This window comes from Streptomyces sp. NPDC001380 (assembly GCF_042895785.1).
Lineage (GTDB): Bacteria > Actinomycetota > Actinomycetes > Streptomycetales > Streptomycetaceae > Peterkaempfera.
The window spans coordinates 189,853-210,272 of the sequence record NZ_JBIAWP010000012.1; the positions used below are offsets into that span (position 1 = coordinate 189,853).

Below are 20,420 nucleotides of genomic sequence, written 5' to 3' on the forward strand. Positions count from 1 at the left end.
CGCGCAGGCGCGGGCCCGGGACGGCCCTGCGGCGGGGAGAGCGGCTCAGCCCTCGTCCCGCCAGGAGCGCCACAGCGCGGCGTACGGGCCGCCCGCGGCCACCAGCTCCGGATGGCTGCCGTACTCGGTGATCCGGCCGTCCTCCACCACCGCGATCAGGTCCGCGTCGTGGGCGGTGTGGAGGCGGTGGGCGATCGCGATGACGGTGCGCCCGTCGAGCACCCGGGAGAGCGAGCGCTCCAGGTGCCGGGCGGCCCGCGGGTCGAGGAGCGAGGTGGCCTCGTCCAGGACCAGGGTGTGCGGGTCGGCGAGCACCAGCCGGGCGAGCGCCAGCTGCTGGGCCTGCGGCGGGGTGAGGGCGGTGCCGCCGGAGCCGACCTCGGTGTCCAGCCCCTCGGGCAGGGCGTCGGCCCAGGGGCCCGCGTCGACCGCCTCCAGGGCGGCGCGCAGCGCCGCGTCGTCGGCGTCCGGCCGGGCCAGCCGCAGGTTGTCGCGCAGGGTGCCCACGAAGACGTGGTGCTCCTGGTTGACCAGCGCGACGTGCGTGCGGACCCGCTCGGGCGGCATGTCGGCGAGCGCGGCGCCGCCGAGGGTCACCCGGCCGGTCCGCGGCGCGTGGATGCCGGCCAGCAGGCGGCCGAGGGTGGACTTGCCGGCCCCGGACGGCCCCACCAGGGCCAGCCGGGCGCCGGGCTCGACCGCCAGCGAGATGCCGTGCAGGACGTCGGCTCCCTCGCGGTAGCCGAAGCGGACCTCGTCGGCCCGCACCCGCCGCCCGTCGGGCCGCACCGAACCGTCCCGCCCGGGGTCCGCGACCTCCCGCACCCCCACCAGCCGGGCCAGCGAGGCCTGGCCGACCTGCAGCTCGTCGTACCAGCGCAGGATCAGGTCGACGGGCTCGATCAGCATCTGGGCGTAGAGGACGCCGGAGGTGAGCTGCCCCACGCCGATCCAGCCCTGGAGGGTGTAGAGCCCGCCGAGGCCGAGGGTGGCGGCGACGGCGAGCACGTACGGCAGGTCGACGGTCGGGAAGTACCGGGTGCGCAGCCACATCGTGTACCGCTCCCAGGAGATCCAGGTGCGGATCCGCTCGTCGGTGAGGGCCACCCGGTCGTCGCCGATGCGCAGCGCCTCGACGGTGCGGCCGGCGTCGACGGTCTCGGCGAGCACGGTGTTCACAGCGGCGTAGGAGGCGGACTCCGCCCGGTACGACTGCGGGGCGCGCCGGAAGTACCAGCGGGAGCCGGCCAGCAGGACCGGCAGGCCCACCAGCGCGGTCACCGCCAGCAGCGGCGAGGTGACGAGCAGGGCGCCCAGCACCAGCAGGACGGAGACGACCGCGACGGCCAGCTCCGGGACGGCGTCGCGCACCGAGCGGGCCAGCCGGTCGACGTCCGTGGTGGTGCGGGAGACCAGGTCGCCGGTGCCGGCCCGCTCCAGCACGCCGGGCGGCAGCGCGACGGAGCGGACCAGGAAGTCCTCCCGCAGGTCGGCCAGGACCTGCTCGCCGAGCACGGCGCCGCGCAGCCGGGACATGCCGGTGAACGCGGCCTGCACGGCGAGCGCGAGCAGGTACCAGAGGGCGGCGTGGGCGATACGGGCCTCGGTGGTGCCGCCGTCGAGCCCGTCGACCAGGGAGCCGAGCACCCAGGGTCCGACGAGGCCGGCGGCGGCGCCGACGGCGTGCAGGCCGACGACGCCCGCGAAGGAGCGGCGGTGGCGGGCGGCCAGCAGCCGGACGTAGGCGCGTACGGTGGCGGGGGAGCCGACGGGCAGCAGGGTCGCCGCCTCGCGCTCCTGCGCCGCGGGGTCGGCCGGGGGCCTCATGCGGTCTCCTCCTGCAGGTCGGCGGTCTCCTCGCGGGTGACCACGGAGCGGTAGCGGGGGTCGGTGTGCATCAGTTCGCGGTGGGTCCCGGTGGCGGCGACCCGGCCGTCCTGCAGGAGGACGACGCGGTCGGCGCGGTCCAGCAGCAGCGGGCTGGTGGCGAGGACGACCGTGGTGCGGCCCTTGCGGACCTCCCGCAGGCCGTCGGCGATCCGGGACTCGGTGTGGGCGTCGACGGCGCTGGTGGGCTCGTCCAGGACGAGGACCGGCGGGTCGGCGACGAGGGAGCGGGCCAGGGCGAGGCGCTGGCGCTGGCCGCCGGAGAGCGATCGGCCGCGTTCGGTGATCCGGGCCCGCATGGGGTCGCCCTGCGCGTCCGGGGCGCCGTCCACGAGGGCGTCGAGGACGTCGTCGGCACAGGCGGCGGCCAGGGCGTCGGCGGGGGCGACCCGGCCGGAGGCCGGGACGGCGAACAGGTCGGCGAGGGTGCCGGAGAGCAGGACCGGCTCCTTGTCGTGGACCAGCACCAGGGCGCGGGCCTCGGCCAGCGGGAGCGCGTCGAGGGCGGCACCGCCCAGGCGGGCGGAGGGCGGGGAGGGCGCGGGGGGCGCTGCCGGGGCGCCGTCTCCCCCGGCCGCGCCGGTCCCGCCGTCGGCGTCATCCGCAGTGCCGGCCGCGATGCCGGCAGAGGTGCCGACCGCAGCCGCCTCCGGGGCGCCCTCCGCGGCGCGGCCGCGCGGCGCGTGGCCGCCGAGCCGCTCCGCCAGCGCGCCGGCCGCGTCGGGGTCGCCGCAGACCACGGCGGTCAGGAGGCCCGCGGGGGCGGTGAGGCCGGTGGCCGGGTCGTGCAGGTCGGACCGGGCGGCCCGGTCCGCGGGCAGGCTCTCCGCGGGGGCGGCGGGGGAGGCCGTGCCGGAGGCCCGCTCCAGCCGCAGGACGCGCACGGCGCGGGCGGCCGAGACCCGGGCGGCCGTCCAGGCGTGGGCGGCCTCGCCCAGCACGCGGAGCGGACCGGCGAGGAACGCGGTGGCGCCGTACACGGCGACCAGGTCGCCGACGCCCAGGTCCCCCCGCACCACCAGGTGGGCGCCGTACCAGGTGACGCCCACCACGAACGCGCCCGGGAGCAGCACCTGCTGGGCCCGCATCAGCGCCCACACCCGGGCGGTGCGCACGGCGGCGGCGCGGACCTTCTGGGACGCCTCCCGGTAGCGGTCGAGGAAGAGCTCCTCGCCGCCGATGCCGCGCAGCACCCGCAGTCCGGCCACGGTGTCGGCGGCCAGCTCGCCCGCCTTGCCGCCGAGGGAGCGCTGCTCGTCGAAGCGGCGCTCGAACGGGCCGATGAGCGGCCAGAAGGCCGCGGCGAGGACCAGGACGCCCAGCAGCACGGCGAGGCCGAGCACCGGCTGGCGGACCAGCACGACGACGGAGACGCCGAGCCAGACGGCGACGGCGGCCCACAGCCGGGCGGAGATCTCGACGAACCAGCCGATCTTCTCCACGTCGCCGGAGCTGACGGCGACGACCTCGCCGGTGGCGATCCGGTGGGAGAGGCCCGCGCCGAGGCGGGACGCCTGGCGGGCCACCAGCTGGCGGATCTGGCAGGCGGCGGTGATCCAGTTCCACACCGTCTGGCGGTGCAGCATGGTCGCGGCGGCGGCCTGGACGGCGCCGAGCACGAAGGCGCCGGCGCCGGCCGCCAGGACCGCGGACCGGTCGCCGTCGATCGCGGCCTGGATGCCGCGGCCGACGAAGAGCGGGATGGCGGCCTGGCCGCCCATGTGGAGGACGCCCCAGAGGACGGCCAGGACGCGGCCGCGCCGCTGGGAGCGGCCGAGCCAGCGCAGGAAGCGGCGGGGCGAGGTGAGGTCGGGACTGCCGGGGTCGGACATCGGCAGCTGGACGAGCGACATGACGCTCCGTGGGGGTGGTGCGGGCGGGATGGGGGTGCCGCCGGGCCGCGGGGTGGGCGGCCGGGGGCACGCCGGGGCGCCGCCGGACGAGGACTGCGCGCCGGGCGGGGCTGCGGGTACGGGGCGGAAGGGTGCCGGGAGGCGGGTACGGCGGGAGCCGCCGGCGGCTGGGGGTCAAGGGGTGGCCATGGTCACCGAGCGTGCCCGTCCCGGACCGGGACCGCAACGGGTTTTCCGGGCGGGGGGCGGTCCGGCCGCGGCGTGCGCGGGGCGCGGCGGTGGGAGGGGCGGCAGAACGGTGCCGTGGGACGCGACGGGGCGCTGTGGGACGCGGCGGGGCGCTGTGGGCGGACGGGCCGTCAGCGCCCCGGCCCCGGCGGGGGCTCCGGAAAGAAGAGGACCGCCCCCGGGGTCCGGGGGCGGTCGCGACGGTCACGGCGGGTACGGCGGGCCGTCAGGCGGCCGCGCGGCACCCCTTCAGGCGGCGGTGCCGAGATCGCGCGAGGCGGCCTGGAGGGCCTGGTACGCCACCAGGTAGGCGCCCTGCAGGTGGGCGAGGGTGGCCGACTGCCGGTCGGTCCACGCGATCATCGGCGTGCCGGACCCGGCGCCGCCGGAGCGGCGCCGCTCGCCCTCCACCTCGGTGACGTAGGCGCGCACGGCGTCGTTGGCGCGCTCGACCGCGCGCTCCAGGTGCCCCAGGTCTCCGGGACCCGGCAGGACCTCGGCGTTCGACAGGACTGACGACATGTGCTGATTCTATGGAGCGTCACCGACAGCCGGGACGGGGCCGGACGGCCCCTCCCCCTCCCACCTGCGGATTCCTGCGCCGGACGTTGCCGACATCACACTGCGGACGCGTTTGGGAGCAGCCCCGGGTGGCGAAAGGGGGGCTCCGGGGTCACAGCCGGGCGGCCTTCCGGAGAAGTTCCAGGGCCCGGTCGCGGTCCGCCTCGTCGAGGGGCTCGAGGAGCAGCCGCTGGACCTCCCGCACCCCGTCGGCGGACCGGCGCAGCGCGTCCTGCCCGTCCGGGGAGAGGGAGAGCAGGTTGCGGCGGCCGTCGGCGGGGTCGCGGCGGCGCAGCACCAGGCCGCGCCGGACCAGCCGGCTGACCATCTCGGCCATGGTCGCCTTGTCCAGCGACGCCCGCTCCCCCACGGTCCGCTGGTCGATCCCGGGCTCCAGCGCCAGGACGTGCATCACGGCGTACTGGGGCGCGGTCAGCTCGGCGCCGACGTGCTCGTTCCACAGCCGGGTGTGCACCTGCTGGGCGACCCGGATCAGGTAGCCGACGGCGCGCTGGGCGTCCAGCAGGGGCCGGGCGTCGGCGAGGGCGGCGATGGCTATGGGCTCCAGCCGGGCGACCAGGCCCAGGGTGGCGACCAGGTGGTGGCGCTCCGTCTCGTCGAGGGGCTCGAAGAGGGTCCGCTGCACCTGCACCACGCCGGCGGTGGCCTCGCGGACGAGCTGGACGCCGTTCGGGGAGAGGGAGAGGAGCTTGCGGCGGCCGTCGGCGGGGTCGCGGCGGCGCAGCACCAGGCCGCGCCGGACCAGCCGGCCGACCATCTCGGCCATGGTCGCCTTGTCCAGCGAGGCCCGCTCCCCCACGGTCCGCTGGTCGGAGCCGGGCTCCAGGGCCAGGGCGAGCAGCACCCCGAACTGGGGGGCGGTGATCTCCAGGCCGACGTGCTCGTTCCACAGCCGGGTGTGCACCTGCTGCGCGACCCGGATCAGATGCCCCGGTGAGCGCAGCAGGCCGTCCGATGTTCGGGTGATCTCGATCTCCCCCAGCACCATGAGTCCGTCCCCATGTCGCGCCCGACGCGCTCACGGCCGTCGGGGGGCGCAGTAACGGCGTGCCGGCGTCCCGCAGCGTCGAGGGGAGCTCCGCCGAGCAGCCGACGGCTGCTGGCGCACACTATACAAATGTCCGACTGGTCTGCGGAGTCCGGTGGGACGGTAAACGCCTGTTCGTTCCCGGCAGCGGTTCCCCCCGGGACGTCCACAGGAGCTTCACGGGGCGGACAGACCCCGCAGCAGCAGGTCGGCGAAGGTGTCGCCGATCTCCTCGGGGCGCAGGCCGCCGTCGGGCCGGTACCAGGTGCCGAGGTGGTGGACCCCGCCGAAGAACTGGTGCACGGCGAGGTCGGCGGGGACGTCCGCCCGGAGCGCGCCGTCCCGCTGCCCCTCCTCCACCAGCGCGCGGAAGCGCTCGTGGTAGCGGCGGCGCAGGGCGCGCACCGCCGCCTGGCGGTCCTCGGGGAGCATGTGGAGGGAGCCCATGGAGACCAGGGCGTCGTCCAGGTGCTCCAGCGTGGTGACGACCACGTCGGCGGCGGCGGCGCGCAGGCGGCCGGCGGCCGGCCCCGGTCCGCCGGCGACGGCGGCCAGCCGCTCGGACTGCAGGGAGAGCAGGCGGGTGTAGACCTCCTGCAGCAGGTCGTCCTTGGACGAGTAGTAGTGGTACATCGCCCCCTTGGTGACCCCGGCGCGCTCCACGATGTCCTGCACGGAGGTCTGCGCGAAGCCCCGCTCGGCGAAGAGGGCGCTCGCCACGGCCAGCAGCCTGGCCTGCACGGGGAGCCCGGCGACGGCGGGCGCGGCGGACCGTCCGGCGGTCCGGCCCGGCGGCGGGGCGGGCAGCACGCCCCGGGCGGGGCGCCCGGACGGGGCCTCCTGCGCGGGTCTGCGGCGGGCGGCGGACACCTCGACTCCTCTCCCCGGGTGGATCCCGCGGTCCACCCTAGCGGACATACCTACTGGTCGGTATGGTGACGGGGCGGCACGGGCCGCGCACGCCGCGGCGTCCGCGCCTCCCCGCAGGCACGCCCTCCACCGGCACCGGCGGCACCGCCCGCACCACCGACAGCCCTCCCTTCCCCGAGAGGACGGCACGCATGGCCGACCAGCCCCCGGGTCTCGACCCGGACCGGCTCCACGCCCACCTGGAGCGCGTCCGGCCCGGCACGGCCTCAGGCCCGCTGACGGCGGAGCTGATCGCCGGCGGCAAGTCCAACCTGACCTACAGGGTCACCGACGGCGCCTCCCGCTGGGTGCTGCGCCGCCCGCCGCTCGGCCACGTGCTCGCCACCGCGCACGACATGGCCCGCGAGTACCGGGTGATCTCGGCGCTGGCGGGCACGGCCGTGCCGGTCCCGGGGACGTACCTCCTCTGCGAGGACCCCGAGGTGCTCGGCGCCCCCTTCTATCTGATGGAGGAGGTGCAGGGCACCGTCCACCGCACCGCCGCGGACACCGCCGGGCTCGGCCCCGAACGGGCCCGCGCCCTCTCCGCCGAGCTGGTGGACGTCCTCGCCGCGCTCCACGCCGTCGACCCGGCCGAGGTCGGGCTGGCGGACTTCGGCCGCCCCGAGGGCTTCATGGCGCGCCAGGTGGAGCGGTGGCGCCGCCAGTTCGAGGCGTCCCGCAGCCGGGAGGTCGCGGGCATGGACGAGCTGTACAAGCGGCTGCGCGGCTCGGTGCCCGAGGCCCGGCGGGTGGCGGTGGTGCACGGCGACTACCGGCTGGACAACGTCATCGTCGGGCCGGGCGACCGGGTGGCCGCCGTCCTGGACTGGGAGATGGCCACCCTGGGCGACCCGCTCGCCGACCTCGGGCTGATGCGCGTCTACTGGGAGATCTCCCGCGAACTGCCGGGCAACCCGGTCGCCTCCGCGGTCAGCGCCGAGGCGGGCTTCCCGCCCGTGGAGGAGCTGGTGGACCGGTACGCCGCGCGCAGCGGCGCCGACACCTCCCCGCTGCCCTGGTACACCGCGTTCGCCCGCTACAAGCTGGCGATCATCGCGGAGGGCATCCACTACCGCTTCACCCAGGGCAAGACCGTCGGCGACGGCTTCTCGCACCTGGGCGCCATGGTGCCGCCGCTGGTGGCGGCCGCCCTGGAGTCGCTGCCGGCGTGACGGCCGCGGCCCCCTCGCGGTCCCGCGCCCCCGCCCCCGGCGGGGCACGACGGACCGTACGACGAACCACCCGAGCCACGACGGGCCCCCACGGGTCCGGACGCGTCCCGACGAAGGAGTCGAGTACCAGATGACCGAGCAGACCCCCGCCCCCCGTGTCGCGATCGTCACCGGTGCCGCCCGCGGCATCGGCGCCGCCACCGCCGTCCGGCTCGCCGCCGACGGCCTCGCCGTCGCGGTGGTGGACCTGGACGAGTCCGCGGGCAAGGACACCGTGGAGCGGATCACCGCCGCGGGCGGCCGCGCCCTGGCCGTCGGCGCCGACGTGTCGGACGCGGAGCAGGTGCAGGCCGCCGTCGACCGCGTCGCCGCCGAGCTGGGCGCCCCCACCGTGCTGGTGAACAACGCCGGCGTGCTCCGCGACAACCTGCTGTTCAAGATGTCCGAGTCGGACTGGGACACCGTGATGTCCGTCCACCTCAAGGGCGCCTTCCTGATGACCCGCGCCGTGCAGAAGCACATGGTGGACGCCGGCTTCGGACGGGTCGTCAACCTCTCCTCCTCCTCGGCGCAGGGCAACCGCGGCCAGGCCAACTACTCGGCGGCCAAGGCCGGCCTGCAGGGCTTCACCAAGACCCTGGCGATCGAGCTGGGCAAGTTCGGGGTCACCGCCAACGCGGTCGCCCCCGGCTTCATCGCCACCGACATGACGGCGGCGACGGCCGCCCGGGTCGGCATGGACTTCGAGGAGTTCAAGAAGGCCGCCGCCACCCAGATCCCGGTGGCGCGGGTCGGCGTCCCCGAGGACATCGCCCACACCATCTCCTTCCTGGTGAGCGAGGGCGCGGGCTTCGTCTCCGGCCAGGTGGTCTACGTCGCCGGCGGCCCGCTCGACTGACGGCCCGCACCCCCACCAGCCCCCACGAGAGACAGGTACGGACGGATGAGCGAGGACAGCGGGCGCGTCGCCCTGGTCACCGGGGCGAGCCGCGGCATCGGCTTCGCCGTCGCCGAGGCCCTGGTGGCCCGCGGCGACCGGGTGGTGGTCACCGGCCGGGACGCCGGGGCCCTGGAGGAGGCCGTCGAACGGCTCGGCGGCGCGGAGCACGCGGTCGGCGTGGCCGGCAAGAGCCACGACGCCGCCCATCGGGAGGCGGCGGTCGGACGGGCGATGGAGCGGTTCGGGCGGATCGACGCCCTGGTCAACAACGTGGGCACCAACCCGGTCTTCGGTTCCATGGTCGACCTCGACCTGGACGCCGCCCGCAAGATCCTGGACATCAACCTGGTGTCCACCCTCGGCTGGGTGCAACTGGTCCACAAGGCGTCCATGGAGGAGCGCGGCGGCGCGATCGTCAACGTCTCCTCGGTGAGCGCCCTCGGCCCCGCGCCCGGCATCGGCATGTACGGGGCCAGCAAGGCGGCCCTGATCCAGCTCACCCAGCAGCTGGCGTACGAGCTCGCGCCCTCGGTGCGGGTGAACGCGGTGGCCCCGGCCGTGGTGCGGACCCGCTTCGCGGAGGCGCTCTTCGCCGGGCACGAGGAGCAGGTGACGGCGGCCTACCCGCTGAAGCGGCTCGGCGTCCCGGAGGACGTCGGCGGCGCGGTGGCCTTCCTCCTGTCGGAGCAGGCCTCCTGGATCACCGGGCAGACCCTGGTGCTGGACGGCGGCCTCACCCTGGGCGCCGGCCTGGGCTGACGGCGGACGGCCGACGGCGGACGGCGCACGGGCCGGGAGGGCCGTACGGAAGGGCGGGAGGGCCGCGGTGGTGCGGCCCTCCCGCCCTTCGGCGTCCGGGCCGCTCCTCCCGCGGGGCCCGGGTCGCGGGATCCGCTGGATCCGCTGGATCCGCTGGATCCGCTGGAGAAGGAATTCAGGAAAACTCCCCGTGACGTTTCCCGAAAAGCACGGGAACGCCGCCGTCCGGAATGAGGACACTCCGCGGGGAATGCCGCGGCGACGCACCGGCGGCGCCGCCCGAATGGCGGACGCCCGTCCGGGGCCCTTCCCGTGGGCCCTCCCCGCGGCGCGCCGCGGCCGATGCGCCGGTGGTTCCCCGAACGGCGGCGCGGAAGCGCCGCCGGAGCCGCGGAATGACGCGTGTCACATTTCCGCCCCGCAGCACCCCGGGCCTGCTGCTTTATCCCGCGGCAAAGCCGCCGGCGAGGTCACATCGTCATTACGAAGGCCAGGTCGGTCACGGGCGCCCCCGTCACGGGCGGTAACGTCAAGGGAGTGCGTACCCAGACGAACGACGCCGCACCGCCGGTGCGGCAGGACCACCATGTCGCGGAGCGGCCCCGGCAGGAGCGCCTCTGGCCGCCGCTGACGCGCGCCCACAAGGTCCTCTTCGCGGCCACCATCGCGCTCTACGTGGTGGTGGTCGCGGGCGTGCTCACCGACTCCTGGCTGGTCACCCTCGACTGGGACGCCATGCTGGCCAAGCCCTACAAGCGCTGGCCGGAGCTGCTCCCCTACCTCAACGTGTGGATCGTCGTCGGCCAGCGCGGCCCCTCGGCGATCGCCGCCGTCGCCTGGCTGGTGTGGCGCAGCCACCGCACCCGGAGCCTGCGGCCGCTGCTGGTGATGGCGGCGGCCCTGCTGCTGCTCAACATGACGGTGGGCGCCGTGAAGATCGTGACGGGCCGGCTGGGTCCGCACTACGCCCACTACATCGGCTCGCCCGAGCTGTTCGCGGGCGGCCAGATCTTCCCGTCCGGCCACACCGCCAACTCCGTGGTGACCTGGGGCGTCATCGCCTACCTGGCGGTGCGCCTGCGGCGGACCGGCTCGGTGGCGGCCGGGTTCACGGCCTTCTCCATCGGCCTCACCACGGTCTACCTGGGCACCCACTGGATCAGCGACGTCATCGCGGGGTGGACCGCCGGACTGCTGGTGCTCCTCGTGCTGCCGCTGTTCGAGCCGGTCGTCGCGACCGCCGACGAGCGGATCCGGGCCGCGTGGAGCCGCCGGGGCCGCGGGCACGCCGGGCCGCCCGGGTCCGGGGGGCGCGGCGGCACGGACTGGTCCGCCTGGGACGAGGCCGTCCAGGACGAGCTCGCCGGCGTGGCCGCGGCCGTCCCGGCCCTGTCGCCGGGCAGGACCGGGCCGGGCCGACCCGGCCGCCGCCCCACGCGCCGCAGCGGGGCGCGCGCCTGAACCGGGCGCCCCGGGCCCTCCTCCCCCGGACCCCGCCGCCTCCGGGGCCGGACGTCCGGACGGCGCCTCAGCCGGTCCAGCAGCGGACCACACGGCCCCCGTCGACGGTCAGGTTGATCCGGCCGATCCGGTACTCCAGCGTGGTGACCGCGCCGGGGGGCAGCACCCGGACCGTGGTCCAGCCGCGCGCCCGGGCGGCCGCCTCCGCCTCCTGCGCGGGCAGTCCCAGGTAGCTCTCGGGGTCGTCCCGGGGCGGGGTCTCCCCGCCGGGCGCGGTGTCGGACACGGTCTCCGCCTCACTCGTTCGGGGGTGCCCGGTCAGCACCCTGCGTACCCTTCGCCCGCCTCCCGGGCGGTGCCGTCCCCGCCACGTTATGCCGACCCGCGGCGCCACGGAAGAGTGCCGCCGAACGGGCCCCGGGCGGTCCCGGATTCGTCACGGCCGTGAATGTCCTGTGCCCCCGCCGTGCAGGAACCGGTTCCAGGACGGCCAATAGCGCACACCGGCCGGGAGCGCACGCGCGCATTCCGGAATTCCGCGGGTCCTCACCACGGCTCCACCGGCCGGGAAATCTGCGTACACGTCGCATTCGCACCCGCCGCGAAACCGCGGACCGATGCGGCGGGGGCGGCCGTCCCGGTGAATACGGGACGGGACGCGGGGATTCACGGTGCGCACGCTGGTGCACCCCTGCGGCGGCTGGCACAGTGAGGCGCAGCACGGCAACCGCACCAGCCGCTTCCAGCCGGGGGGACCGCAGCGATGGACCAGACCGGGCCCGCCTCCCGCCGTACCGCAGTCGGAGCCCCGGACGGTCGGACGGCGGACGGTCGGACGGCGGCCGGGGCGGTGGACGGTCGGGCGGCGGACAGCCGGGCGGGGGCGGGCGCGGCTGCGGACACGGCCCCCGGCGGCCTGGTGCTCGGCCTCGACGCGGGCGGCACCCGCACCCGGGCCCTCCTGTGCGACCTGGCCGGGAACCGGTACGGCCACGCCGCCGCCGACGGCGGCAACCCCGCCGCGCACCCCCTCCACCGGGCCGCCGCCGCCCTGTCCGTGGTGCTGCGCGGGGCGCTGGCCGGCGTCGACCCGGCGGAGGTCCGGTACGGCGTGGTCGGGCTGGCCGGGCAGGGGCCGCCCGGCGGGTCCGGGATGCGGGCCGCGCTGGGCCGGGCCTGGCGGGAGGCGGGACTGAGGTGCCCGGTGGCGATGGTGCCGGACGCGGCCACGGCGTTCGCGGCGGGCACCGCCGCCGGCAGCGGCAGCGTGCTGGTCGCCGGGACGGGCGCCGTGGCGGTGCGGGTGGAGCACCGGGACGAGGCGGCCCGCGCCGACGGGCTCGGCTGGCTCCTCGGCGACCTGGGGTCCGGCTTCTGGATGGGCCGGGAGGCCGTGCGGACGGCCCTGGAGGCGCTGGACGGGCGGGCCCACGCGCCGGTGCTGGCCCCGCTGGTGCTGGAGGAACTGCTGGGGCCCGGCGCGCCGGGCCCGGGGTCCGCGGCGGGCCCGGGGGACGTCCCGGGGGCGGGGCGGGCGGCCCGGCTGGTCGCGGCCGTGTACGCGGAGCGGCCCGCGGCGCTGTCCCGGCTGGCGCCGCTGGTGGCCGCCGCCGCGGAGCGCGGGGACCCGGCGGCCGGGGGCATCGTGGAGGCGGCGGCCGGGCACCTGCTGGCCACCCTGGCAGCGGTGCGCAGGCCCGGTGAGCGGACCCCGGTGGTGCTGGCCGGCTCCTGCCTGGTGACGGCGAACCCGCTGGCCCGCCGCGTCGCCCGGGGGGTCGTGCGGCACTGGCCGGGCGCGCCGGTGGGCCGCGCCCGGGACGGCGCCGCGGGCGCGGCACTGCTGGCCGCGGACGCGCTGGGACTGGACGAGGGGACGCTGGCCTCCCTGCACCTGCGGCTGCTGGGGGAGCGCGGCGGGGGGACCTGCGGCGCGGAGGCGCGGGACGCACGGACCGCCGGGCACGGGGAGGTCTGAGCCCCGCGGCACCCGGACCGGGCTGCGCCGTGGGCGTCGACGGCGCTGCCCGGGTTGCTGTCAGGGCACCGGGGCACCGGCGGGGCACCGTCCGGCAGGGGGACGCGCCCCCGGACGGCCCGCCGTTCGTGACGGGCGCGACCGGCAGGCCCGGCAGGCCGCCCGGCGGCCGGGGCCCGCGCACCGCGGCCCCGGGACGGGGGCACCCCGTCCCGGGGCCGGTGCCGGGGACGGACCGGGGCCGGGCGCGGCGGGCGGGTGTCAGGCGCGGCGGCCCAGGAGGGCCAGGAGCCGCGTCTGCCCGTCGGCATCGTCGGACACCTTGACCGGCGGCGCAAACAGGCCGCTGGCGGCCAGCTCGTCGGCGTAGGGCTCGACCTCGCGGCGGGCGAAGGCGACCAGCTCCGGCGCGAGCCTGGTGTCGCCGCCGGTGGCGCGGGCCAGGTCCCAGGTGTGCACGGCGGCGTCCATGGCCATCTGGCTGCAGTACTCCACCGCGCGGGTGTCGCCGGACGAGAGGTGCACGGTGGCGTCGAGGGCGCCGTGGCGGGTGAAGGCCTCGCGGGCGGCGGTGGCGGCGCTGCGCCAGGCGCCCACCGGGTCGTCGCCGAGCCGGTCGCCGTCGAAGCGGTCGCCGACCTCCTCGACGGTGGCCCCCTCCATCAGCGGCGGCACCCAGAGCTGCTCGACGGTCAGGTGGTTGACCAGGTCGCGGACGGTCCACTCGGTGCAGGGGGTCGGCGCGTCCCACTGCCCGGCCCCCACGGCGCGCACCCGGCGGCCGAAGGAGGCGACCGCCTCGGCGTGCATCCTCAGCACTTCCTGCTGCTCATGGGTGAGCGTGTGCGCCATCGAATCGCCTCTCCGGATGCTGGGCCGGGGGCCCGCGGCGGCGGGCCGTGCCTCCCGGGACGTCCGGGTGGCCCCGGAGCCGCCCTGCGCCTTCCCGTCGCCCGTGCGGGCACACCCGCCGGATGCGAGGGACGCACGAACGGCCGAACCGCGGGACGGGCACGGACGGCCCCGGAGACCCGGACGGCCCGGCCCGCGGCGCCCGCACGCTGCGGGCGCCGGGCACAGGGGCCGGACACGGGGGCGGCCCCGCACCGTCCGCCGGAGGTGGACCGGCGGAGGCCCGGGGCCGTGCCGCGGGGACCCGCCCGGCCGCCGCGGTCCGGCGCGGCGGCACCCGGGGTCCGGGGGTGCGGGGCGGGTCAGCCCGCGATCTGGCGGCGGTCCCCGCCGTGGGCGATGGAGATCCGCCGGGGCTTGGCCTGCTCGGCGACCGGGATCACGAGCGTGAGGACGCCGTTCTCGTAGTCGGCGCGGATCTGCTCGGTGTCCAGGCTCTCGCCGAGGAAGAGCTGCCGGCTGAAGGTGCCGGTGGGGCGCTCGGTCACCAGGTACTCGCGGCCGTTCGCCCGGGGGACGGGGCGCTCCGCGCGGACGGTGAGGACGTTCTGCTCGACCTCCAGGTCCACCGAGTCGGGGTCCACGCCCGGCAGGTCGAAGTGGACCACGAACTGCTCGCCCTCCCGGTAGGCGTCCATCGGCATGGCGGCGGGCCGGGCCGGGCCCGCCTGGCCGAGCAGCTGCTGGGTGAGCCGGTCGAGGTCCCGGAACGGGTCGGTGCGCATGAGCATCGTGTCTTCCTCCTCTGATGTGGCTGCGGTGCGTAATCCTGAGCCGGATGGGCTCAACTTGCCTATGTATATAGCCCGCAGATCACCTGCTGTCAATTGCCGTCCGGACGGTCGGCAGGGGGGCCGCGGAGGACACCGGCGGCGGCCCGGACGGCACTCCGACGGGAGGCCCCGCGGGCGGCCCGCCGACGGCGAGGGCGGAGGGGAGGGCGGCGGGGAGCGAGAGGGCCGAGATGGTGTCCCCGAAGCCCCCCCGCGCCCGCACGCCGCGGCGCGCGGAGGTGATCACCGGCAGGTCGGCGGCCCGGCGGACCGGACGGCCGAGCGCCTCCAGGGCGGCCACCAGGGCGTGGTCCTCCCCCACCGCCAGGGCCGCGAAGCCGCCGGCGGACCGGTAGGCGTCGGCGCGCACCCCCAGGTTGGCGCCGTGGACGTGGGGGTGCTCGGCCCGCGGGCCGCCGCGCAGCGTCGGCTTGGGCGCGGTCTCCACCGAGGGCCGCACCGGGGTCGCGTACTGGCGCTGGAAGCGCTCGGCGGTCCCCGGGGGGTGCTCGGACCAGTCGAGCACCTGGACGGTCCCGACCACCGCGTCCCACCCCTGCTCCGCGTAGGAGAGCTGCCGGGCCAGCCAGCCGTACGGCACCCGGGTGTCCGCGTCGGTGTGGGCGAGCCACAGCTCGTCCGGCGCCGGTCCGCGGGAGGGCGACAGCACCTCGGCGAGGGCGCGGTCCGTACCGCGGGCGCGGGCGGCGCCGACGTTGCAGGCCCGGATGGTCGCCACCTCGGCGCCGGCGTGGCGGGCGATGGCGGCGGTGCGGTCCTGGCAGCTGTCCGCGACCACGACCAGGCGGACCGGGAGGCCCGCGACCCGGGGGTGGCGCGCCGCACGGCGCACGGAGGCGAGGCAGCCGCCGAGCAGTCGCTCCTCGTCCCTGGCCGGGACGACGACGGCGATGGCACGGATCATGGGCGGACCTCCTGGGAATACCGCGGAGGCCCGGCTGCGCCGGGAGGCCGGGAGAGCCGGGCGGGGTGCGGTGTGCGGCGTGCTGGGGGGCCGGTCGGGCGCGCGGTCGCCGCGCGCCTCCGAGGGGCCTCTCCGGCCACGGTGACACGGCGGGGGCCGGTACCGCGCGGGACGGTTCCCCCCGGGGCCGCGCCTTCACCCGGCCGGGTGCGTCCGGGGCCCGGGCGGGCGGCGGGCGCGGGAGCGGAGGCGGCCGGGACCGGGCGGGGCGCGGACCGGGCGGCGGTGAGGGCGGAACAGCGGGCCCCGTCCCGTGTCCGGACACCGGAAGCGGGTATCCGGACAGTGGGTGGCACGGCGGTGCCGCGCTGCGCGCGGTCCGGCAGCCCCCGGCCATGGAGCACGACGCTGGAGGCGACGAGACCATGCGGCAGTACATCCCCAACCGGGACCGCGGCGCGGCGGGCGGGACCGAGGCCCCCCGGACCTCTCCCCACGGCATGCCCCTGGAGGGGCCCGGCATGCCCGGCCGGCGCAACCACGTGCAGGCGACCGACACGCGGCTGCCGGACACGCACCTGAAGTACGACATCACCGGGAGGCGGCGCGGCCTCCCCACCACGCCGGGCGGGCGCGGGATGTCGGACATCCGGATCTTCCTGGCGAGCGTCTTCGCGCCGATCCTGCTGGTGGGGACGGCGATCTTCGCCTTCGTCGCCTCGCAGGTGGGCAGCGGGAGCCGGGGCGTCTACGTCGGCCTGGCCATCGCCTGCTTCGTGCTCTCGGTGGGCGCGGCCCTGGACGTGGCGCAGTCGGTGTGGCGGCGCAGGCGCCGCGAGCAGCGGGAGGCCGCCGCCCTTCGCTGAGAGGGGCGCCACCCGGCGCACGCCGGGCCCGGCCGCGGCACCGCGGCGGCGCCCCGGACGGCACGGCCGTCCGGGGCGCCGCCTGTGCCCGGGCGGACCCGGGCACCCCGGGGGGCTCGGCCATACGGGTGGCCCGACGTCCCCATCCGCCCTTTCACCCGATCGGGCGTCCGCCGCGCCCTTTCGGATCACTTCGCTCATCCTCCGACTCCAAGCGATCACCAAAAAACAGCTGATCGTTCAAAAAAGACCAAGCGACATGTGCCCGGCAAAGCGGTCCCTAAGGTCACCAGTGCCCCGACCGGCGGGGGTACTCCTGACACCCGCTGATCACCCGCGCTGCCGATCCGCCGGATCGGCCCCGTCCGGCCGAGCCGGCACCACCAACGGAGGACACCCACACCATGACCAACATGGAAGCGGCACTCAAGGAAGCGATGAGCATCGAGGGCGCCGTCGGTGTCGCCCTGGTCGACTACAGCAGCGGCATGGCCCTCGGCACCCTGGGAAGCAGCAAGGAGCTCGACCTCAACGTCGCCGCGGCGGGCAACACCGACGTGGTCCGCGCCAAGATGCGCACGATGGAGATGCTCAACCTCCACAACGAGACCATCGAGGACATCCTGATCACCCTGACGGCCCAGTACCACCTGATCCGTCCGCTGACGCACCGCACCAGCAAGGGGATCTTCCTCTACCTGGCCCTCGACCGGCACCGGGCGAACCTGGCCATGGCCAGGCACATCATCCGCAGGCTCGAGGAGAACCTCGAGATCTGACCGCACCGCGGCAGCCGGGCCGTCCGCCGAGCCCGCCGGGCCGGTCGGCGGCCCGACGCGTGTCCCGGCCCCGGGACGCGCCGGCCCCGGGGCCGGGTCCGGGAGGCCGCGCCCCGGGCCCGGCCGCGGAGGACGGGCCCCTCAGCGGTTGGCCACCGCCTGCTTCACCAGCGTCCGGCCGAAGTCCCACATCAGGCCGCTGCCGCGGTGGGCGTCGTCCATCACGTCGGTGAAGGCGTCGACGAAGCGGTCCACGTCGCGCTCGGTGACGACCAGCGGCGGGATCAGCTTGATGACCTCCAGGTGGTCCCCGGAGACCTGGGTGAGGATGCGGTGCCGCTGCATCAGCGGTACCACCACCATCTGGGCGAAGAGCCCCTTGCGGGCCGCCTGGAGCGCGGTCCAGCGGGTGCGCAGCCCCAGCGAGCGCGGCCGGCCGAACTCGATGCCGACCATCAGGCCGCGCCCCCGCACGTCCGCCAGCAGTTCGTAGCGGTCCACCAGGGCCGCGAGCCGCCCGCGCAGCAGGTCCCCGGTCCGGCGGGCGTGGGCGACGGTCCCCTCGTCCTCCATCACCTGGAGGACGGCCAGGCCGGCCGCCATGGCCTGCGCGTTGGAGCCGAAGCTCGCGGAGTGCACCAGCACCCGGTCCATGGAGGAGTACACCTTGCGGAAGATCCAGTCCTTCCCCAGGGTCGCCCCGACCGGCACGTACCCGCCGGAGAGCGCCTTGGCCGCGCAGACCAGGTCGGGCTCCACGCCCTCCTCGTGCTGGTGGGCGAAGAAGTCGCCGGTGCGGCCGATGCCGGTCTGCACCTCGTCGCAGACCAGCAGCGCCCCGTGCCGGTGCAGCAGGTCCTGCGCCGCCCGCAGCCAGCCGGGCGGGGCCGCTTGCACGCCCTTGCCCTGGATCGGCTCCACGATGAGCGCGGCCACGTCGCCCCGGCGCAGCTCGCGCTCCAGCGCGTCCAGGTCGCCCAGCGGGATCGCCGTGTCGGGCAGCAGGGGGCCGAAGCCCTTGCGGAACCCCTCCTCCCCGTTGACCGAGAGGGAGCCGGTGGTGAGGCCGTGGAAGGCGTGCTCGCAGTAGAGGACCCGGCGGCGGCCGGTGGCGCAGCGGGCGAACTTCAGCGCCGTCTCCACCGCCTCGGTGCCGCTGTTGCCGAAGAAGACCCGGTCCAGGTGGGGGGTGTGGGCGAGCAGCCGCTCGGCGAGCAGGCCGGGCAGCGGTGAGCAGTCGAAGCGGGTGAGGTCGGGCAGGTCGAGGTCCATCGCCTGCTGCACGGCGGCACGCACCACCGGGTGGTGGCGGCCCAGGGCGAAGACGCCGAAGCCGGCGAGCATGTCGAGGTACTCGTTGCCCGCGGCGTCGTAGAAGTAGGGGCCCTCGGCGCGTTCGTAGAACCGGTCGAAGCCGATGGTCCGCAGGACCCGCGGCAGCTGTGGGTTGAGGTACCGCTCCTGCAGGTCGTAGCGCTCGGCGCCGCGCTCGGCGATCAGGGCCGCGAGGTCGAAGCCCCTGCCGGGGCGGGGGGCGGCCCCGGGACCGGTTCCGGCGGCGCCGGGAGCGGCGGGTCCTGCGCCGGCCGGGGACGTGGGGGCGCCGGGCCGGCCGGGCTCCTCGGCACGGGGGGCGACGGTGTCAGAGGCCACGGTGGGGTTCCCCTCCTCGGGTGCGGGCGGTTCCGGCGGCGCGCGGGCTGCGGACGGGGACGCGCGCGGGGGCGTCCGGGCCGTCCGCCCCGTTCGGCCGGGGGCGGGATGCGGTACGCGGGCGCTCGGCGGCGCGGGCGCGGTCGGCGGTGCGGACCGGGGCGGGCCGGGGGCCGGGGGCGGAGGCCCTGCCGTCCTCGGCCGCGGCGCCGGCCACCCGGGCGCGCTCCCTGTGGTCCGCGGCCCGCGGCCCGGTGCGGGGCCGGGCTGTGCGGACGAGCCGGGCGGCGCGGTCGGCGATCCCGGGGCCGGTCAGCCCCAGCTCCTCCAGGATCTGGCCGCGGGAGGCGTGGCCGAGGAACTCCTGCGGGATGCCGAGGTCGCGCAGCGGCACGTCCACGTCGGCGTCGCGCAGCGCCCGGGCGACGGCGGAGCCGACGCCGCCGGCGCGGCCGTTGTCCTCGACGGTGACCACGGTGCGGTGCCCCGCGGCGAGCCGCACCAGGGCCGGGTCGACGGGCTTGACCCAGCGGGGGTCGACCACGGTGGCGGTGACGCCCCGGTCGGCGAGCAGGCGGGCCGCGTCGAGGCAGGGGCCGGCCATGGTGCCGACGGCGACCAGCAGCACGTCCGGCCGGTCGGCGGGCCCGCCGGGCGGGGCGGTGCGCAGCAGCACGTCGACGCCGCCGATCCGCTCGACGGCGGGCACGGCGGGGCAGGTGTCGGCCTTGGGGAAGCGGACGACGGTGGGGGCGTCGTCGACGTCGACGGCCTCGCGGAGCTGGGCGCGGAGCTGGTCGGCGTCGCGGGGCGCGGCCAGCCGCAGGCCGGGGACGACCTGGAGGACCGACATGTCCCACATGCCGTTGTGGCTGGCCCCGTCGGTGCCGGTGACCCCGGCCCGGTCCAGCACGAACGTCACGCCCAGGCGGTGCAGGGCCACGTCCATCAGGACCTGGTCGAAGGCCCGGTTGAGGAACGTCGCGTACACCGCGACGACCGGGTGCAGGCCCCCGGTGGCCAGGCCGGCCGCCGAGACCGCCGCGTGCTGCTCGGCGATGCCCACGTCGTAGACCCGCTCGGGGAACTCCCGCGCGAACGGCGCCAGGCCCACCGGGTGCAGCATCGCCGCGGTGATCGCCACCACGTCCCGCCGCTCCCGGCCCAGCGCCACCATCTCCTCGCCGAAGACCGACGTCCACGAGGCGCCCGTGGACGGGGAGAGCGGGAGGCAGGTGGCGGGGTCCATCGAACCCACGGCGTGGAAGCGGTCCTCGTCGTGCTGCTCGGCGGGCCGGTGGCCGCGGCCCTTCTGGGTCAGGCAGTGCACGATGACCGGGCCGCCGAAGTCGCGGGCCCGTCTCAGGGCGGACTCCAGGGCGCCGATGTCGTGGCCGTCGACCGGGCCGACGTACTTCAGGCCCAGGTCCTCGAACATGCCCTGCGGGGCGAAGGAGTCCTTGAACCCCTTCTTGGCCCCGTGCAGGGCGTCGAACACCGGTCGTCCCAGCACGGGGGTGCGCTCCAGCGCCTCCCGCGTCCAGGAGAGGAACCGCTCGTAGCCCCGGGTGGTGCGCAGGGTCGCGAGGTGGTCGGCGAGGCCGCCGATGGTGGGCGCGTAGGAGCGCTCGTTGTCGTTGACGACGATGACCACGGGCCGGTCCTCGGCGTCGGCGATGTTGTTCAGCGCCTCCCAGGCCATGCCGCCGGTCA

Annotated in this window: 18 protein-coding genes; 7 read left to right on the plus strand and 11 right to left on the minus strand. The window is 76.8% G+C overall.

What is annotated here, in order from left to right:
- Window positions 1-45: 45 nt before the first annotated feature.
- From ACFY07_RS17195 to ACFY07_RS17215, 5 genes are all read right to left on the minus strand, one after another.
- Window positions 46-1,827, minus strand: a complete 1,782-nt coding sequence (locus ACFY07_RS17195; RefSeq protein WP_230652889.1) for an ABC transporter ATP-binding protein — start codon at window positions 1,825-1,827, stop codon at window positions 46-48.
- Window positions 1,824-3,740 carry an ABC transporter transmembrane domain-containing protein gene (locus ACFY07_RS17200; protein WP_390869403.1) on the minus strand — a complete coding sequence of 639 codons (1,917 nt, stop codon included), beginning with the start codon at window positions 3,738-3,740 and terminating at the stop codon, window positions 1,824-1,826. The genes ACFY07_RS17195 and ACFY07_RS17200 overlap by 4 nt, the downstream gene beginning before the upstream one ends.
- Window positions 3,741-4,217: 477 nt before the next feature.
- On the minus strand, window positions 4,218-4,490 hold the full coding sequence (locus ACFY07_RS17205) for a hypothetical protein (RefSeq protein ID WP_230652893.1): 273 nt from the start codon (window positions 4,488-4,490) through the stop codon (window positions 4,218-4,220).
- 151 nt (window positions 4,491-4,641) lie between these two features.
- On the minus strand, window positions 4,642-5,538 hold the full coding sequence (locus ACFY07_RS17210) for a MarR family winged helix-turn-helix transcriptional regulator (protein ID WP_390869404.1): 897 nt from the start codon (window positions 5,536-5,538) through the stop codon (window positions 4,642-4,644).
- Window positions 5,539-5,754: 216 nt separating this feature from the next.
- On the minus strand, window positions 5,755-6,384 hold the full coding sequence (locus ACFY07_RS17215) for a TetR/AcrR family transcriptional regulator (protein ID WP_374228183.1): 630 nt from the start codon (window positions 6,382-6,384) through the stop codon (window positions 5,755-5,757).
- A gap of 254 nt (window positions 6,385-6,638) precedes the next feature.
- Between ACFY07_RS17215 and ACFY07_RS17220 the strand changes: the two genes are divergently transcribed.
- The 4 genes from ACFY07_RS17220 to ACFY07_RS17235 all read left to right on the plus strand — a co-directional run bounded on the left by ACFY07_RS17220 (window position 6,639) and on the right by ACFY07_RS17235 (window position 10,821).
- Window positions 6,639-7,661: a phosphotransferase family protein gene (locus ACFY07_RS17220; protein ID WP_390869405.1), complete on the plus strand. Its 1,023-nt coding sequence runs from the start codon at window positions 6,639-6,641 to the stop codon at window positions 7,659-7,661.
- Window positions 7,662-7,791: 130 nt separating this feature from the next.
- Window positions 7,792-8,559, plus strand: coding sequence for a 3-oxoacyl-ACP reductase FabG (fabG, locus tag ACFY07_RS17225; RefSeq protein ID WP_230652897.1), 768 nt, complete (start codon window positions 7,792-7,794; stop codon window positions 8,557-8,559).
- 45 nt (window positions 8,560-8,604) lie between these two features.
- Window positions 8,605-9,360, plus strand: a complete 756-nt coding sequence (locus ACFY07_RS17230; protein ID WP_230652899.1) for an SDR family oxidoreductase — start codon at window positions 8,605-8,607, stop codon at window positions 9,358-9,360.
- 537 nt (window positions 9,361-9,897) lie between these two features.
- Window positions 9,898-10,821, plus strand: coding sequence for a phosphatase PAP2 family protein (locus tag ACFY07_RS17235; RefSeq protein ID WP_390869406.1), 924 nt, complete (start codon window positions 9,898-9,900; stop codon window positions 10,819-10,821).
- A gap of 67 nt (window positions 10,822-10,888) precedes the next feature.
- Here ACFY07_RS17235 and ACFY07_RS17240 read toward each other — a convergent pair whose 3' ends face one another.
- Window positions 10,889-11,107, minus strand: a complete 219-nt coding sequence (locus ACFY07_RS17240) for an I78 family peptidase inhibitor (RefSeq protein WP_390869407.1) — start codon at window positions 11,105-11,107, stop codon at window positions 10,889-10,891.
- A 564-nt stretch (window positions 11,108-11,671) separates the two neighbouring features.
- Here ACFY07_RS17240 and ACFY07_RS17245 point away from each other — a divergent pair.
- Window positions 11,672-12,799 (plus strand): N-acetylglucosamine kinase, encoded by a 1,128-nt coding sequence (locus tag ACFY07_RS17245; RefSeq protein WP_390869408.1) that lies wholly within the window; start codon window positions 11,672-11,674, stop codon window positions 12,797-12,799.
- A gap of 261 nt (window positions 12,800-13,060) precedes the next feature.
- Here the strand turns inward: ACFY07_RS17245 and ACFY07_RS17250 are convergent, their stop codons facing one another.
- The 3 genes from ACFY07_RS17250 to ACFY07_RS17260 form a co-directional block, all read right to left on the minus strand.
- Complete coding sequence (locus tag ACFY07_RS17250) at window positions 13,061-13,651, minus strand: TIGR03086 family metal-binding protein (RefSeq protein WP_230652907.1); 591 nt, start codon at window positions 13,649-13,651, stop codon at window positions 13,061-13,063.
- 362 nt (window positions 13,652-14,013) lie between these two features.
- Window positions 14,014-14,442: an Hsp20/alpha crystallin family protein gene (locus ACFY07_RS17255; RefSeq protein WP_230652909.1), complete on the minus strand. Its 429-nt coding sequence runs from the start codon at window positions 14,440-14,442 to the stop codon at window positions 14,014-14,016.
- A gap of 82 nt (window positions 14,443-14,524) precedes the next feature.
- On the minus strand, window positions 14,525-15,409 hold the full coding sequence (locus ACFY07_RS17260; RefSeq protein WP_390869409.1) for a glycosyltransferase: 885 nt from the start codon (window positions 15,407-15,409) through the stop codon (window positions 14,525-14,527).
- A gap of 395 nt (window positions 15,410-15,804) precedes the next feature.
- Between ACFY07_RS17260 and ACFY07_RS17265 the strand changes: the two genes are divergently transcribed.
- Entirely contained in the window at window positions 15,805-16,275 is a 471-nt protein-coding gene (locus tag ACFY07_RS17265; RefSeq protein ID WP_390869410.1) for a hypothetical protein, read from the plus strand.
- Window positions 16,276-16,679: 404 nt separating this feature from the next.
- Window positions 16,680-17,054, plus strand: a complete 375-nt coding sequence (locus ACFY07_RS17270; protein ID WP_230652915.1) for a hypothetical protein — start codon at window positions 16,680-16,682, stop codon at window positions 17,052-17,054.
- Window positions 17,055-17,195: 141 nt separating this feature from the next.
- Here ACFY07_RS17270 and ACFY07_RS17275 read toward each other — a convergent pair whose 3' ends face one another.
- Both ACFY07_RS17275 and ACFY07_RS17280 read right to left on the minus strand, forming a co-directional pair.
- Window positions 17,196-18,554: an aspartate aminotransferase family protein gene (locus tag ACFY07_RS17275; protein ID WP_390869422.1), complete on the minus strand. Its 1,359-nt coding sequence runs from the start codon at window positions 18,552-18,554 to the stop codon at window positions 17,196-17,198.
- Between the two features lie 142 nt (window positions 18,555-18,696).
- A partial coding sequence (locus ACFY07_RS17280; RefSeq protein ID WP_390869411.1) for a 1-deoxy-D-xylulose-5-phosphate synthase N-terminal domain-containing protein occupies window positions 18,697-20,420 on the minus strand: 1,724 nt, incomplete at its 5' end.